Consider the following 14,953-nt stretch of genomic DNA (forward strand, 5'->3'; position numbering starts at 1 on the left):
TCCATCACCCCGGAAGGGCGAGCACCACCGCCGTCTTGTTGTGGAACTGTGGAACTCCTCCCCCCAGGGCCCCCACCTCGCCGAGCGTGAGGCAGCCCACGACCGGGGTGTCCTCCCCGAGTGCATCCTGGAAGCGCGCCAGTTCGTCGCGGAACTCCTCGCCCAGGATGTGGTACCGGGAGATGCAATCGAACACCACCGCGCCGCCCAGCGTGCCTGAGGTGGCTTCCCGCGCCAGGGTGGCGGCGCGGGCCGCGGCGTCGAGCAGGTCCGCGCGCTCGCCCTCCATCACCCGGACCAGCGAGCCGTCCGGAACCTCTGCGACGCAGCGGACAGCGCCGTCGGGCTCGACGGCGAGCGGGTCTCGAATCACGAACTCCCCATTGGCCTGGGGAATCCCCAGCGGGTGCGTCATCGCGAAGCGCGCGAAGCCCTTTTCGTCGAGCACGTCTCCTCGACTCGCGGCGGTGCGCCGGTAGACCTCGAACGCGCACTCGTACTCGAGCTCGACAGCGGTCGCTCCTCGGGCCTTCGTGACCTGGGTGGGTGGGCCGTACGGATGCCACCCATGCTGAATCCCGACGCCGATGGGGGCCAGGGTGTCGAGGGCAATCACCACCACCTGGTCCCGGTAGGCCTGGCCCTCGGTGAACTGGGCCGCCTTGACGAGCTGGAGGTTGTTGCCAGCGCCGCCACCCACCCAGCCGATGCCCGCGCCTGCTTCCTGCTGAGCCCCTCGTACGACCTCGGTGGGGTTTCCGCTGAGCGCGTCTGGGAGGATGATCAACGCGCGCCGATGTTCAGGGGGCTTGGGGGGCAGCTTTCCGACGGCTTGCGCCACCGCGGAGCGTCCGGCCAGCCTGGGGGCCTCGCTGACGGGCCCGCCCATTCCCACGCCCACCTGGAAGTCCTTCCCGCGGAAGAGCGCGACCACCAGCCCTTGGAGCAACAGCTCGGCTCCCGCGAAGACGCCCGCCGCGCTGCACCCGGCCCAGGGAATATCCCCCAGCTCCCGCTGAACCGCGGACGCCAGGGACGCCGCGTCGTACTGGTCCGTGCACAGGACGAGGGCGAAGCGCGCGTCATCCCCTTCGCGAAGCGCCTCCTGGATGGCTTCATGGGCGGCGGCTTCGCAATCGGGTGAGTTGCTCTTTCCGATCTGGATCCACATGGGCTCTGGAATCGATATTCATTCGCGAGCGCGCTTGCAGGACCCGGCGGCTTCGCATGCCTCGCCTGGAAGGCGGGTGCCGACCAGGGTGGTGCGGAGAACGCCAGCCGGCCAGTCGGGCCCGTGGTGGCACTCCCACTCTCCGGACGGTTCTGGTGGCGGACCGGCCTGCTGGAGCGTCATCCCTGTCGAGATGCATCTCAGAAACTGTTGGTATGCGCATGCTGTAAACATCGCGTCAGACGCAATTCGCGGTTCCGTGCGTGCCGGTGTCGCCGCCGGGGCCGAGAATGAGGGGACCACCCGGCAGTCTGGGGGGAGCAGTCCACCCCATGATCCTGTCGCACCGGGCATGAGCGACCTGTTTTCACAGGGGTGGGCTGCGCCCCCTGGTTGGTCTGACGCTTGCTTTGCGATTCAGGTTGCACAACCGGAGGGTCGCGCCGGGCATCCCGTCTCACGGCGGCAATTACAGTCATTCCGCAGAGTGAAACAACACATATCTCATAATCCAAGAAAGACATCTAAGACTTGAAGATCAGACTATTCACGAATAGTCTCGTCGAAGTTTCGAAGTTGAAACAACGAGGAGAACTCAACGTGAATCCTGATTCGAAGTGCAACGCGGTGGCGTTGGTGTGTCTCGCCTTGATGGGCTGCGGAGACGCGGTGCCCGAGGGCGGCGCACCTCCAGGCTCACCCCCTGAAGTGGTCGACTCGACACTCGCCCCGGAGGGATGGGAGACGGTCGCGAATCAGTATCAGTCGTTCACACTGACCCAGCCCTCGACTGTCCGGTTCGGACTCGGCGAGACCTGGGTGACGAAGGAGCTGGCCGCGGGCAGTGTGTATTGTTTCTTCAATCCGGACCCCGCGCCCGGCAAGTTCAAGACGTGCCAGCGCAAGACGCAGCAGAACCCGGTGCCGGAGCCGGCGCTCAGCCCCGCGTGTGCCACGTTCTACCCCTCGGGTTTCGCGCTCTCCAGCGTTCGTCAGGCCCCGGCGGTTCCCGCCTTGGCGAAGCCCGCGAAGGGTGTCGCGGTTTCGGAGCCGACCTACAAGACGTGTCTCGTACGCGCCACGGACCATACCGCTGACGGCGTCTCCGGCTTTGCTCGGAACGACTACTCCCGCCGTCAGGCCTTCAACTCGAACAGCACGAAGCAACTGGTGTATGCCCTCGACGGGTACTGGCACGTGTATGACGCGAACACCCGCGCGCGACTGAAGCAACTGTCGGGGCCGGCCGGGGACGCGGAGCCGCAGTGGCACCCGACGAACCCGGACCTGCTGTACTACCTGCCCACCAATGGCATTGGGATGAAGCTCCACGAGCTGAACGTCGCGACCGGGGCGACCCGCGTCGTGGGTGACTTTGGCGCGCGGTTGAAGGCCCGGTGGCCGGCCGCGATGGCGGCCTGGACGAAGGCGGAAGGTTCCCCCTCGGCGGATGGTCGCTACTGGTGCTTCATGGTCGATGCGACGGACTGGGTGAGCGCGGGCGTGTTCACCTGGGACCGCGACACCAACACCATCCTGGGCATGTACGACACCCACGGCGACCGGCCCGACCACGTGAGCATGTCCCCCAGCGGGAACTACTGTGTGGTGTCCGGCGATGGGGCGGGGGGCACGGCGGCGTTCTCGCGTGACTTCAGCACGAGGACCCAGTTGCTCGGCATCTCCCAGCACTCGGACCTCGCGCTGGATGCCAATGGCGAGGATGTCTACGTGGCCATCGACTATGGCTCCAACGAGGGGGACGTGTTCATGGTGAACCTGCGCACGGGCGTGCGCACGGCGCTGTTCGCGACCTACCTGAGCGGCACCGCGACGGCGCTGCACGTCTCGGGCAAGGCGTTCGCCAGGCCGGGCTGGGTGGTGGTCAGCACCTATGCCGACGGTGGTGGCTCACTGCAGTGGCTGCACCGCAAGCTGCTGGCCGTGCAGCTCAAGGCCAATCCGACGGTCTACACGCTCGCGCACCACCGCTCCTCGCCGAACGGCTACTGGACGACGCCCGTCGCCAGCGTCAACCGCGACTTCACGCGGGTGGTCTTCAACTCCAACTGGGGCAACGGCAGCGATACGGACGTCGACACGTACGTGGTCGAGCTGCCGGCGAACGCGCTGCAGTAACGACGCGGCGCTCTCGGGGCCCCCGTGCTCGAGCGGGTAGGGGGCCCGCTTTCCCATCCGAATCCATGACCCATGCGTGTCCGTGCGTGGCGCGGTGCCGTGGTCTCCACTCAGCGAGGAACGTTCAACATGAGTCCTGCCTTGAAGCATGACGTGATGGCATTGGTGTGTCTGGCGTTGGTGGGCTGCGGCGACGGAGCGGACGAGGGCGGTGTGCCTCCTGGCCCACTCCCTGGGGCGGTCGACTTGACGCTCGCTCCGGAGGGATGGGAGACAGTCGCGAACCAGTATCAGTCGTTCACGCTGACCCAGCCGTCGACCGTCCGGTTCGGACTCGGCGAGACCTGGGTGACAAAGGAGCTGGCCGCGGGCAGTGTGTATTGCTTCTTCAATCCGGACCCGGCGCCCGGCAAGTTCAAGACGTGCCAGCGCAAGACGCAGCCGGTGCCGGAGCCGGCGCTCAGCCCCGCGTGTGCCACGTTCTATCCCTCGGGGTTCGCGCTCTCCAGCGTTCGTCAGGCCCACCCGATTCCCACCTTGGCGGAGCCCGCCAAGGGCGTCGCGGTGACGGAGCCCACGTACAAGACGTGTCTCGTGCGGACCACCGACCACGCCGCGGATGGCGTCTCCGGCTTTGCTCGAAACGACTACTCGCGCCGTCAGGCCTTCAACGCGAACAACACGAAGCAGCTGGTCTACGCCCTGAATGGGGCCTGGCATGTGTACGACGCCAACACCCGTGCGCGGCTGAACCAGTTGTCAGGTCCGGCTGGGGACGCGGAGCCGCAGTGGCACCCGACGAACCCGGACCTGCTGTACTACCTGCCCACCAACGGCGTTGGCATGAAGCTCCACGAGCTGAACGTCACGACCGGGGCGACCCGCGTCGTGGGGGACTTCGCCGCGCGGTTGAAGGCCCGGTGGCCGACGGCGAACGCGGCCTGGACGAAGTCGGAGGGCTCTCCCTCGGCGGATGGTCGCTACTGGTGCTTCATGGTCGACACGAGCGACTGGAGCAGCGTGGGCGTGTTCACCTGGGACCGCGACACGAACACCATCCTGGGCACATATGACACGCTGGGCGAGCGTCCCGACCACGTGAGCATGTCCCCCAGTGGGAACTACTGCGTGGTGTCTGGCGACGGGGCGCGGGGCACGGCGGCGTTCTCGCGCGACTTCAGCGCGAGGACTCAGCTGCTCTCGAAGTCCGAGCACTCGGACATCGCGCTGGACGCCAATGGCGACGACATCTTCGTGGCCGTCGACTACCAGTCGAACGCAGGCGACGTGTTCATGCTGAACATTCGCACGGGTGTTCGCACGGCGTTGTTCCCGACGTACGTGAGCGGCACCGCGACGGCGTTGCACATCTCCGGCAAGGCGTTCGCCAAACCCGGATGGGTGGTGGTCAGCACCTATGCCGACTATGGCGGCGCCCTGCAGTGGCTGCACCGCAAGGTGATGGCCGTGCAGCTCAAGGCCAATCCGACGGTCTACACGCTCGCCCACCACCGCACCGCCTCGAACGGCTACTGGACGGAGCCGGTCGCCAGCGTCAACCGTGACTTCACGCGGGTGCTCTTCAACTCCAACTGGGGCAACGGCAGCGACACGGACATCGATTCGTACGTGGTCGAGCTGCCTGCGAGCGCGTTGCCGTAGGAATACGGCGCATGGCTGCGAGGCGGCTTCCTTCCGGGGAGGCCGCCTCATTCGTCAGTGCTTCGCCCAGGCCCATGCCCGAAGGACAGACCTACAGCCCCAGCTCGCTCATGGGGATGCGGTACATGTCCCCGGTGCCGCCCCCGATGCCTTTGAGCGAGCCCTCGTCCCGAGGCGTGTCGAAGCGCTCGCCGACGTCCCCCGTGAAGGGGCGGGTGCTGCTGAAGTAGAGCCACTTCCCGTCGGGAGACACGCTGTGGTTGTACTCACTGGCGCGCGTGTTCAGCCCTTCACAGAGGCGCCGCGCGGGCTCCCAGGTGCCGTTCACCTGGCGGCTGAGGAACAGGTCATAACCTCCCAGCCCGTCCGCGCGGCGCAGGGCGCTGAAGAGCAGATAGCTCTCGTCCGGAGCAATCCAGGGCTCCAGCTCGTGGACCGTGGAGTTGATGGCCGCGCCCAGGTTCTCTGGCGGTTGGTATGCGCCGTCGACCCAACGGGAGACCCAGAGATCGCTCCCTCCGAGCGTGCCCACGCGCTCGCCCCCGAAGTAGAGGTTGCCGTTGGCGGCGACCGCGGGTGACCACTCGTCGAGGCTCGCGTCGTTGACGGGCGCGGGCAGTCTTCGTGCGTCTTCCCATTCGCCGTTCGTGCCCAGGGATGCGGCCCAGATGTCATACGACGCGCGCGGATCGGGCTCGCCGGGCTGGGGGCGATTGGAGATGAAGTACACAGTACGCCCATCGGGCGACAGGTGGGGATCCGCGTTGCTCCACTGGTCCGCGAAGCGAGGGAGCACGGGGCGAGACCAGACCCCGTCGTCCCCGAGCCGCGTCTCGTACATCGTGTACCGCTCGAAGCTGTCGTCGGCCCTCCCGAAGAGGACGCGGCGCTGGTCTGGCGAGAAGGCCATGAAGAAGTCCCAGGCGCCCGTGGTGAAGAGGCCCGCGCCGTAGAGCTCGGGCGTACAGGCGGCGCGAGGCGTCGCCGTGCGTCCCGAATGGGCGCCACATGCCAGCGTCGTGAGGCTCAGCACTCCGAGAACCCCTCGCATCCACTGCCTTCCGGTCATCGTCAGTCCCTCCTGGACGTGCATTCCGTCGTTGGGAGGTCAGCGGTAGCATCCGGGCATGAGGCGAAACTTTGGGAATCTTGCGTCGGCTCCGTCCACGCTGCCCGGGCGCCCTGGTGGCTATCACCTGCTCGGGCAGGGCGAGGCCTTCGACGTCAGGGACTGTGTTTGTCTGGAGGGCGCGGGGAGCCCTGCCTTCGGCGGTCAGCATCCTCGCGTCCGGATCAGCGTGGTGTTGTCAGGTGTCTTCCATGTCCGTGCTCGCGAGGGGGCCGCCGTGGTGGGGCCCGGAGCATTGCTGCTGGGAAACCGCTCCGCCCCGTACGAGTACCGGCATGTCGATGATGGGGGAGACCGCTCCATCGTGTTCGACTGTTCGGAGTCGCTGTTGGAGGATGCGTTGCGTTCGCTGGGGCGCCACGCGCATGTCGAGCGTCCCTTCGAGCGGGTCTGCATCCCCGCTTCGGTCGCCTCGGCGGAGGCCGTCCTGCTCACGCATCACGCCCTGGCGAGTGGAGAAGCAGAGGCCCTGCGTGAGGCGGCGCTGACGGTGATGGGGACGGCGCTGACGCTGGGGTGTGAGCCAGGGGAGGCGTCGCTGGCGGTCTCGGAGCCGCAGGCGCGCCGGATTGCGCGGAGCCTGCGCTACATCGAGACCCACAGCGCGGAGGACTGTTCCCTGGAGACCCTGGCCCATGTCGCGGGGCTCGCGAGCTTCCACTTCCTGCGCGTGTTCCGGGCGATGACGGGGCAGACACCTCGACAGTTCGTCATCGCCACGCGGCTTCGCGCGGCGGCGGCGGCACTGCGGATGACGCGCGCTCGAGTCACTGACGTCGCCCTGGAGGCCGGCTTCGGTGACCTGTCCCACTTCACGGCGAGCTTCACGCGAGCGTTCGGCGTCTCGCCTCGAGCCTATCGCTCGCGTGCAGGGGATTGACGGACAGTCCCGCCGCCGCCAGGGAACGGTTGGCACCCTCGGCGCACCTGCCCGTGGTACCACCCGGGTGATTCTCTTCGAGGAGCCTTGGTGAACCGTGTCCGTCCCCTGGATGAGTGGGTGTCCCGCCTTTCCACCTCGAACCCGAAGGACGTGGCGGCGGCACTCGAAGTGCTGGGCGAGGCGCTCTGTGCGGACGATGAGGCGGTCCGGGAGCGAGCGGCACAACTGCTGGTGAAGGAGCTGGCCCGGGCTGGCTCGGCCGCCCAGGGTCCCATCCTCCGCCTGCTCCAGACGTCCTGGTGGCCGCCGCAGGTGCAACTGGCCGAGCCCGCGCTGGAGGCGGTGCTGACCGCGGTGGCTCGAATCGACGTTGATGCGCCCGAGCTGGATGAAGCGGCGCTGCTCATCGCGAACCTCTACCGGGCAGCCCCGTTGCCGCTGAGCGCGCTGGAGGGAGCCCTGGGCCACGCGAAGGCCTCGGTCCGTCGAGTCGCCGCGGGCTGTGTGGGCCGCGTGGGCAAGGCGGCGGTGTCGTTGCTTCCTCGCCTGCTCACGGTGTTGGACGACTCGGAGTCCGTGGCGGGGGCCGCGCTGGAGTCGCTGGGCTCGCTCGCCTCCGCCGCGCCGGAGGTGGCCCTGCCCGCGTTGTTCGACCAGGTGAGCCGGGCGGAGGGGACGCGGCAGTACCTGGCGCTGACCTCGCTGCGGAGCCTGGTGGAGGAGGGCCGCCGAGAGGGCAAGCCCGCCCCGGAGCTGGCCTCCCTGGAGCCCGTCTTGCTGAAGACGGCCGAGGACCCCCAGCCGCCCGTCCGCCTGGAGGCGGTGTCCCTGCTGGGCCTGGGGCGCCTGTCCTCGCTGTCCACCGTGGCCGCGCTGCGCAAGCGCCTCCAGGATGAGAGCCCCGCGGTGGCCGCCTGCGCCGCCGTGGCCCTGCTGCGCGTCGGGGCGCCTCCCCAGGAGGCCGCCTCGCTCCTGGCAGCCCAACTGGCGTCCGCCGAAAACCCGGACAAGGTCGGCGCCGCGCTCAGCGCGCTGGAGGGCGTGGAGCCCGCCACCCTCGGCCGCATCCGCGACACGCTGGCGGCGGCGGCGCGAGGCGCGTCGGGGCTCGTCGCCGAGGCCCTCCATGAGCTGCTCCCGCGCAACGCTTGATGGAAATGCCTTCCGGCGGAGAATGCCTGAATTTCATGATAAATTGGAATTCAGGCGCTCGGGCTGGGATTGACTGAACGGGCGTCCTTCGCGTTCGCGCGGAAAGGCACCCATGTTCAAGTCCCTTGGCTGTGTCCTGTTGGCGTCTCTCCTGGTGGGCTGTGTCGGCACCGAGTCCGACCTGGAGGACGAGGCGTCCTTCGAGGAGAGCTCCGAGCAGGCCATCTGTGGCATTGGCTGTCCGCCCGGGCAGCATCCCACGGCCTATTACTGTGATCGCTTCGCCTGTGGCGCGCTGGCCTGCAACTTCAACAACTCGAACGCGACGACGTGCGCGGTGACGCCCAACTGCGGAACCATCACGCAATGCGGGCTGGGGTGCCCCGCGGGCTTCTCCGCCATCGCGTTCGTCTGCAACCTGAGCTGCGGCTTCTGCGGTGGGGGAACGGTCAACGCGACGCAGTGTCAGTCCAACACCAGTCCCCAGGGGTGTCCCTGTGCCGCCCTTCCGGTGGGGAGCGCGGTGGACCGGGGCGCGGCGGGAGGGCTGCACTACCTGGAGCTCTACTACTCCAACTTCACCAGCTCGAACCCGAGCATCGGGACGGCGAGCTTCAACTCGCTCAGCTGCGTCAACGGATTCTCGGTGGGGCAGATTGTCTGCAATGGCTCGCCGGTGAGCGCCACGGTGACGTACTCCGACACGCAGCAACTCAACATCGCGATTCCCGCGTCGAGCGTGGCTCGGAGCTGCGTCGCCCATAGCTCCAGCACCAACTCGCAGTACATCCGCTTCGCCTTCACGGTGCCCGGCACTCCGTAGCCCGGCGCTGGCTCCAGGAAACACCGCGGGCCCGGGGCGTCCTGTTGGAACGCCAGCCGGGCCCGCTTCCGCTTTCTATCGGCGCGTCGAGCGTCAGCGCAGCTCCTGGGAGAACCGCTCGCGATAGCGCCCCTGGAGCGACTTCAGCGCTTCCGTCATCCCCACGGCACGGTACTGGTCCGCCAGGAGTCGCCACGCCTCCATGTGCTGGGGCTCCAGCGCCACGACGCGCTCCAGGTGCGTCCGTGCTTCCTCGCGAGGGCCGGACGTGGAGGCCAGCCAGCCGAGGATGAAGTGCGCCTGCACCGCCTCCTCGTGCGCGGCCACCGCCCGCCGACATGCCGCTCGCGCGGGCCCCGACCTGCCCGCGCGCATGTGGACCTCGCAGTCGAGCACGTGCTGCACCGCCGCGCGCGGGAACTCCCGCTTCAGCCAGGCGAGCCGCGCCTGCGCCTTCGTCGCCGGCCCCTTCTCCAGGTACACCTCGATGTCCTTCACCGCGCGGATGAGCTCTCCCTCCCGCTCCACCGCGACACCGCTCACGGTCGCATCCACCGGCAGCGCCATCCATCGTCGCGTCTGCAGGGCCCACGTCCGCAACGGCTCGGTCCGGGACCCATTGCCCATCTTCAGGGTGGCCTGCTCGGCCCAGGTGAGCGCGGAGGTCTGCTTGAAGAGCGCCGCGAGGTCTCCCCAGCCTTCCGGCGGCGTTCCGGCGTTCGCTTCCATCCGCTGCCGCGCGCGCACGAGGTGGCCTTGCGCCTCCAGGTGACGCTCCTGGTGGAGCTCCAGGACGGCGAGCTGAAGCAGGGCGGCGGCCTGGTCGGGGAACTTCTCGGCGGCGGACTCGCACTTCTCGCGGGTCGCCGGCAGCTTGGGGGCGACCCGCGTGTCCAGGTAGCAGGCAAGACCTTGGAGGTGGGCGTCCTCCGGGTAGCGTCGAGCGAGGGGCTCCATCTGCTGGGCGGCGACCTCGACACGCCCCTCTTTTTCGAGCGCGAGGATTTCGTTGAGCCGACGCCGGTCGTCCGGCGACAGGGTCGTCTTGGGCTCGTGCTGGACCAGCGGCGCCTTGCCTTCGCGGACCTTCGCGAGCCAGTCGACCACGGCCTGCTTCTCCGGACCTTCCCAGTCCGGCGAGGTCGTCGAGGCCAGTTGCCCACCCAGCTCGGTCGCCCAGGCCCGCGCGGCTTCGTCATCTCGACGACCCGCGGACGCATGGCGAAGGCTGGTGGCGAGCAACGCCAGGGTCTGCGACGCGAAGGCCGCCTGATTCGGCGCGTAGCTCGGGAACATCATCCAGTGCGAGCTGCGCACGTGGAAGGCCCCCAGCGTGTGCGCCCACTCATGGAGGAAGACGGACGTCTCCTTGTGCGCCTTGCGCTGCTGGTAGAGCGTCTGCTGTTCGTCCGCCGGCAGGTGGATCAGCGCTTCCATCATGGCGCGGACCTCCTCCGGGTTTCCCATCTCGCGCAGCACACAGTGGCGCCCGAACATCCGGGCCATGCCCAGCTCATGCTGCGCGGAGGAGAAGAACTTGAGCGACGAGACGAAGCCCACCACCAGGTCCACGTCCTCGCCCGGGTCCGCCAGCTCCAGCGCGGCCAGGGAGCCCTCCAGCTCGCCCTCGACGCCGCGATGCGCCCACTCGCGCGTCGACTCGAGCTCGAAGACAACGCCCAGCGGCCCTCGCACCACCGCGCTCGCGCGTTGCAACTGGGACACGATGCTGCTTCGCCAGCGAATCACCTGCTCGCGGTAGTCCGCATCCGCGTAGACGCGGACCCGAACCTTCCGAACCGGACCCGCCGAGGACTGCGACGAAGTCTCCAGCTTCGCTGGAGCGAGGGTTTGTGCATGTTCCCGCGCGTAGTCCACGGGGCGCTTCACACACGACACCCCCAGGACACAGACCCATACCGCAAGCAGGGCGCAACGCGCCTTGAATCCCATCACACGACCTGTGCTCATTCAGTCCCCACCCTCGAAGCGCGCCAGGACCCCACCTGACTCCCAGCGCCAGCTCATGACGCGGGAGGGAGTGCGAGCCTTGGCGGCGCGGCGGCGGCGAATGCTAGCACTCCATGAAAGTGACAGTCCCTCGTTCTCGCGGGGTTCGCTCCGAGTCTCCGTCCGAGTTCTTCGAGCCCCCATGAACTCACCCACCGTCTCAGGCAGCCCTCACCGTCTTCGTGCCGAGGATGAGAACACCCGAGAGGGGCCCGACCCGGTCAGTGGATGCGGAGGGTATCCAGGAAGGGCAGGGAGATGGGCAATCACAGTCTTCGATTGAAGCCCGTGAGCGCACGCCTTTTGGCAGACAGCCCATCACCGCTTGAGTCGGTTCCAGCCACCACTCCGGGAGGACGGGGGCCGCGGATGGCTCGTGAACTCCAGGTGTGTTCGGCCTGTGCCACCAGTCCGGCCCTCACCCTCGCTGCGCGCCGGTGCCACCGGCAGTGGGGGCTCGCGGGCCCTGTCGGAGTGCGTCGTGCGATGACGCCGCGCGCTGATTTCAACGCCGTGAGTCAAGCGCTCAGTGCGCCATGACAGAACCATGACAAAGGCATGGAGTCGCCATGGACCTTCCACCTATACCGCCGCAGTAGGTTGGCTGCATTCGCTGACCTGCAACGGGGCTTCTTCCATGCGTGTCATCTCCCCAGGCCTCCTCGTGGCGGCCGTGACGGAACTCTCGCTGTCGAGGAGCGCGAAGCTGGTCCGGCTCAAGGACGTCATCGCCTGGTGTGAGTGGAACGGCGTGGACTACGAGGGGCCGGGCGGCAAGCAGCAGGCGCTCTGGGACGCGGACCGCGAGGAAGCCCAGGGGCACCGCCGCCTGCTCAAGTTCAAGAGTGGTGAGTGCAAGCAGTCACGCGCGGGCTGGGCGCTCATCGCGCACGGAGACAAGGCGCGCGAGGCCGCGGCACAGCTCACCTGGCGCGAGCAGCTCTGGGACGGAGAGAAGTGGGACTGGCTCGGCGGGAGCGCCCCTGTCGTGGCCCGCCGCCCCAACGCGAGGCGGGAGCGGCCGAGCAACGAGTCCAACACGGAGCACCTCGTCGATCAGCCTCGCCTCCTGGTCGGCTGACACGCCTCTGCGGTGGGAACTCGCCGCCTGCTGGCGCCTGCTTCCTCCAGGGGTAGGCCCCCTGGAAGAAAAGGGCTGGGGGCTCGCGGACGTCGCGGCTACCTCGCGCGCCGCCACTTCACCTCGCCGACGGCGCCCGTTCCACCGGTCGTCGGCGCGGGGACGATGTACTTCAGCTCGTCGCCCGTCAGCGTGAAGGTGCGCCGCTGCTGCGTTCCCTCCCAGTTCGGGAACGAGGCGTGGTCGATGTGGAAGGTGACGGTGCGCTCCACCTCGTTCACCGAGTACCGGCCGAAGTGGGAGTTGGTCCCGCGCACGGTGGCCTGATTCTCCTCCGGCGTCCCCTGGCTCTTGTCGCTGGACGCGAACCGGGCGCGTCCCGCTCGGAGGATCTGGATGGAGTAGCGCCCCTGGCCATCGAACATGAGCAGGCCCTGGGGCTCGGCACCGTAGAGCTGCACGCGTTTCCCATCCGGGAGCACGTTGTCGACCAGGACGAGCGTCCAGGACCCCACGAGCTGCTCCTTGAAGGACTTCTCCCCGGCGTCCGCCTCGCGTGAGGGGAGCAACACCGCCAGGAGCAGCAGGGACACGGTGGGGAGGGCGCGCAATTGGCTTCGAGTCATCGGGTTCCGTCCGTTCACATCAGCACCCCACCGCCGTCCACGCTGAGGACGGTGCCGGTGAGGAAGGGGTTGGTCATGGCGAAGAGGGTGGCGGCGGCCAGGTCCTCCGTCCTCCCCACGCGGCGGGCAGGAGCCTTGCTGGCGTAGTCCGCGAAGAGCCGCTCGCGGGCCTCGGCGCCGAGCCGGTCCCAGAAGGAGCCGGAGTCCACCACGCCCGGAGAGATGGCGTTGAGCCGCACCGGCGCCAGCTCCACGGCCATGGCCTTGGTGAAGGCTTCGAGCCCTCCGTTGACCAGGCTGGTGATGGAGGTTCCGACAGCGGGCTTCCAGGCGCGGAACCCGGAGAAGAAGGTGAAGGAGCCCTCCGGGGAGATGCGCGGCGCGGCATGTTTCACCAGGAAGAGGGGAGCCCAGAGCTTCGCGGCGAAGGCTCGCTCGATGGCGGCGGCGCCCAGTCCGGAGAGGGGGCCGACGGCGCCCTGGCTCACGGTGCTCACCAGATGGTCGAAGGAGCCCACCCCTTCACAGAAGGCCGCCACCTCTGCTTCCACCGTGGCGTCCAGGACACGGACCTCACGGGGGCCCTTCATCAACTCCGAGGTGGCCTCCAGTGTCTCGCGCTTGCGGCCCGCCAGCACCACGTGGGCGCCTGCCTCGGATGCCACGATGGCCACGCCCCGGCCGATGCCTGAGCCAGCCCCAACGACAATCACCTTCCTGCCTTCCAACTGCATGGGTGCGCCTCCGCGTCGGATGAACTCCGTAACCCGATAATAAGGTTACGGACGGAGGTATGTTCGAGAAACGGTAACCTGTCAATGGGGTTTCATGGCGCTCGTTTCGGGCGGCGCCGTGGCGCGGTCGCGGACTTCCGCCAGGGACAGGTACCAGCACGGAGAGTCGTTCTTGCGGCGTGCGTGGCCCGGCGCATGTCCTGGCCGGCCGCTCCCGTCAGAGGGCGGCTTTGTCACATCGCGGGAGGTGTGCGTCCTGGAGGAACGCCCTGCCTGCGCGCTGCGTCCCTCGCGCACGCGACGCGAGGGCCTGCCTGCACGACACCTGACGGGAGGCCGCGTGGCGCTCCACTTGCACTGGGCCGCGGTTCCTCTCGCGAAAGACCTGCCTCGGTGCATCTCCTGCGACACGTCGTCGACTGCGCGCTGTATTCCCTCTGCCTCACGGGCCTCGCGCTGCTGTCGCCGAGCAACACGGGCTGTGGCGCGGCCCACTCGGACTCATCGTCCCCAGGGGTCCGCGCCTCGCCCGGCACTCAGAGGGTGGCGCTCGACACGGCGTCAGTCCTCACGGCCCTCGCCGATGTCCGTCCCACCGCGTTCGCTCCGAGCACCCCCCCGTGCGTGTCGCGGGAGGGTGCCTGCACACCAGACTTCCCTGCGCGCGGTTGTGAAGCGCGCGAATAGCGTCCGACTGCGACGGTCTGCTCAGTTGCAGCCCTGGCTGGTCAGCCAGTCCACGCCCCGGGTCCGCGTGGCCGTGCCGCTCGTACCGCCGCCGTCCGTGTTCGAAAAGGACAGGGACACGCTGGCGCCCGAGGACTGGTTCCTGAGTTCCATCGTCATGTTGTTGGGGATGAGCGTGGTGGAGTTCGGGTAGTTCGCGCCGATGGTGTAGCGGATACGGCCGCTCGGGAGGCTCCCGCACTTGGCCATCTTGTTCTCGAGCTGCACCCAGTTGCCACGGTTGAAGTTGGCATCCTGAGGCACCAGGTTCGCCCGCCCGCCCCATCCTCCAAGCTGCGAGCCGATGAGGTGTCCCCCGTCATAGTCGTTGCTGGAGTTCTCCGCGTCGCCCCACTGCCCGACGGTCGTCTGACAGGAGTCGACGCGCGGCGCGGCGGTGATGGGCGGCAGGTTCTTGTACGCCCGGCTCGGTCGGCCCGCCGTGTCGATGAAGTAGTACTCGCCGTCGAAGTTGTGCCAGATGTTCCGGTCGGCCGACGGGAAGTACTTCGGGCAGTCGCGGATGGCTGCCTCTGAGACTTCCCCGTGGATGACGTAGCCGACGCCGTACTGCTTCAGCGCCCCCCGGATCTCCTCCTCCGTGTGGTGCTCGAAGAACTCCATGAGACCGCTCGGGCCGCCGAAGTCCTGCTCGAGCTGACGGGCGGCACCATCGCCGCCCAGGTCCGTGTCAGTGACTCCGCAGCCGCCAGACATCAGGACAAACACCGCCGCAACGAAGAGCTTGTTCAGCGCGCGCATTCTCTTGGGTCCTTCCCGAGTCGGTTTCACTGGTTTCAGTGACTCGTTTACCAAG

The 14,953-nt window shown here is 68.1% G+C and carries 12 protein-coding genes; 6 read left to right on the forward strand and 6 right to left on the reverse strand.

Features of this window, described 5'->3' with window-relative positions:
* Window positions 1-4: 4 nt before the first annotated feature.
* Window positions 5-1,171: an FIST signal transduction protein gene (locus HUA78_RS34610; protein ID WP_174458309.1), complete on the reverse strand. Its 1,167-nt coding sequence runs from the start codon at window positions 1,169-1,171 to the stop codon at window positions 5-7.
* A 600-nt stretch (window positions 1,172-1,771) separates the two neighbouring features.
* Here HUA78_RS34610 and HUA78_RS34615 point away from each other — a divergent pair.
* Together HUA78_RS34615 and HUA78_RS34620 are read left to right on the forward strand one after the other, a co-directional pair.
* Window positions 1,772-3,310 (forward strand): hypothetical protein, encoded by a 1,539-nt coding sequence (locus HUA78_RS34615; protein WP_371745730.1) that lies wholly within the window; start codon window positions 1,772-1,774, stop codon window positions 3,308-3,310.
* Window positions 3,311-3,439: 129 nt separating this feature from the next.
* On the forward strand, window positions 3,440-4,972 hold the full coding sequence (locus HUA78_RS34620) for a hypothetical protein (RefSeq protein WP_174478118.1): 1,533 nt from the start codon (window positions 3,440-3,442) through the stop codon (window positions 4,970-4,972).
* Window positions 4,973-5,063: 91 nt separating this feature from the next.
* Here the strand turns inward: HUA78_RS34620 and HUA78_RS34625 are convergent, their stop codons facing one another.
* Window positions 5,064-6,041 carry a PD40 domain-containing protein gene (locus HUA78_RS34625; RefSeq protein WP_174478119.1) on the reverse strand — a complete coding sequence of 326 codons (978 nt, stop codon included), beginning with the start codon at window positions 6,039-6,041 and terminating at the stop codon, window positions 5,064-5,066.
* 58 nt (window positions 6,042-6,099) lie between these two features.
* Here HUA78_RS34625 and HUA78_RS34630 point away from each other — a divergent pair, with 58 nt between their 5' ends.
* The 3 genes from HUA78_RS34630 (at window position 6,100) to HUA78_RS34640 (ending at window position 8,959) form a co-directional block, all read left to right on the forward strand.
* Window positions 6,100-6,981: an AraC family transcriptional regulator gene (locus HUA78_RS34630; RefSeq protein ID WP_174464388.1), complete on the forward strand. Its 882-nt coding sequence runs from the start codon at window positions 6,100-6,102 to the stop codon at window positions 6,979-6,981.
* A 90-nt stretch (window positions 6,982-7,071) separates the two neighbouring features.
* On the forward strand, window positions 7,072-8,136 hold the full coding sequence (locus HUA78_RS47820) for a HEAT repeat domain-containing protein (RefSeq protein WP_174478120.1): 1,065 nt from the start codon (window positions 7,072-7,074) through the stop codon (window positions 8,134-8,136).
* Between the two features lie 112 nt (window positions 8,137-8,248).
* Window positions 8,249-8,959, forward strand: a complete 711-nt coding sequence (locus tag HUA78_RS34640; RefSeq protein ID WP_174478121.1) for a hypothetical protein — start codon at window positions 8,249-8,251, stop codon at window positions 8,957-8,959.
* Window positions 8,960-9,052: 93 nt separating this feature from the next.
* Here HUA78_RS34640 and HUA78_RS34645 read toward each other — a convergent pair whose 3' ends face one another.
* A complete protein-coding gene (locus HUA78_RS34645) occupies window positions 9,053-10,849 on the reverse strand; it encodes a matrixin family metalloprotease (RefSeq protein ID WP_174464968.1) in 1,797 nt (598 codons plus the stop codon).
* Window positions 10,850-11,606: 757 nt separating this feature from the next.
* Here HUA78_RS34645 and HUA78_RS34650 point away from each other — a divergent pair.
* Window positions 11,607-12,050, forward strand: coding sequence for a hypothetical protein (locus HUA78_RS34650; protein WP_174464967.1), 444 nt, complete (start codon window positions 11,607-11,609; stop codon window positions 12,048-12,050).
* Window positions 12,051-12,148: 98 nt separating this feature from the next.
* On the opposite strand, the gene HUA78_RS34655 is transcribed toward HUA78_RS34650, so the two are convergent.
* The 3 genes from HUA78_RS34655 to HUA78_RS34665 form a co-directional block, all read right to left on the reverse strand.
* A complete protein-coding gene (locus HUA78_RS34655) occupies window positions 12,149-12,676 on the reverse strand; it encodes a lipocalin-like domain-containing protein (protein ID WP_217442699.1) in 528 nt (175 codons plus the stop codon).
* A gap of 14 nt (window positions 12,677-12,690) precedes the next feature.
* The gene (locus HUA78_RS34660) at window positions 12,691-13,410 is read right to left on the reverse strand and encodes an SDR family oxidoreductase (protein WP_174458317.1); all 720 of its coding nucleotides are present in this window, start codon (window positions 13,408-13,410) and stop codon (window positions 12,691-12,693) included.
* A 708-nt stretch (window positions 13,411-14,118) separates the two neighbouring features.
* Window positions 14,119-14,898: a DNA/RNA non-specific endonuclease gene (locus tag HUA78_RS34665; protein WP_174464966.1), complete on the reverse strand. Its 780-nt coding sequence runs from the start codon at window positions 14,896-14,898 to the stop codon at window positions 14,119-14,121.
* Window positions 14,899-14,953 lie beyond the last annotated feature (55 nt).

Origin of the sequence: Myxococcus sp. CA033, from assembly GCF_013336625.1 — a bacterium.
GTDB lineage: Bacteria > Myxococcota > Myxococcia > Myxococcales > Myxococcaceae > Myxococcus > Myxococcus llanfairpwllgwyngyllgogerychwyrndrobwllllantysiliogogogochensis.

Bases quoted from the DNA above. Each gene is read 5' to 3' on its own strand.
- HUA78_RS34640 (WP_174478121.1), top strand. From the start codon at position 8,249: ATGTTCAAGTCCCTTGGCTGTGTCCTGTTGGCGTCTCTCCTGGTGGGC.
- HUA78_RS34660 (WP_174458317.1), bottom strand. From the start codon at position 13,410: ATGCAGTTGGAAGGCAGGAAGGTGATTGTCGTTGGGGCTGGCTCAGGC.
- HUA78_RS34665 (WP_174464966.1), bottom strand. From the start codon at position 14,898: ATGCGCGCGCTGAACAAGCTCTTCGTTGCGGCGGTGTTTGTCCTGATG.
- HUA78_RS34650 (WP_174464967.1), top strand. From the start codon at position 11,607: ATGCGTGTCATCTCCCCAGGCCTCCTCGTGGCGGCCGTGACGGAACTC.
- HUA78_RS34610 (WP_174458309.1), bottom strand. From the start codon at position 1,171: ATGTGGATCCAGATCGGAAAGAGCAACTCACCCGATTGCGAAGCCGCC.
- HUA78_RS34620 (WP_174478118.1), top strand. From the start codon at position 3,440: ATGAGTCCTGCCTTGAAGCATGACGTGATGGCATTGGTGTGTCTGGCG.
- HUA78_RS34630 (WP_174464388.1), top strand. From the start codon at position 6,100: ATGAGGCGAAACTTTGGGAATCTTGCGTCGGCTCCGTCCACGCTGCCC.
- HUA78_RS34625 (WP_174478119.1), bottom strand. From the start codon at position 6,041: ATGACCGGAAGGCAGTGGATGCGAGGGGTTCTCGGAGTGCTGAGCCTC.
- HUA78_RS34655 (WP_217442699.1), bottom strand. From the start codon at position 12,676: ATGACTCGAAGCCAATTGCGCGCCCTCCCCACCGTGTCCCTGCTGCTC.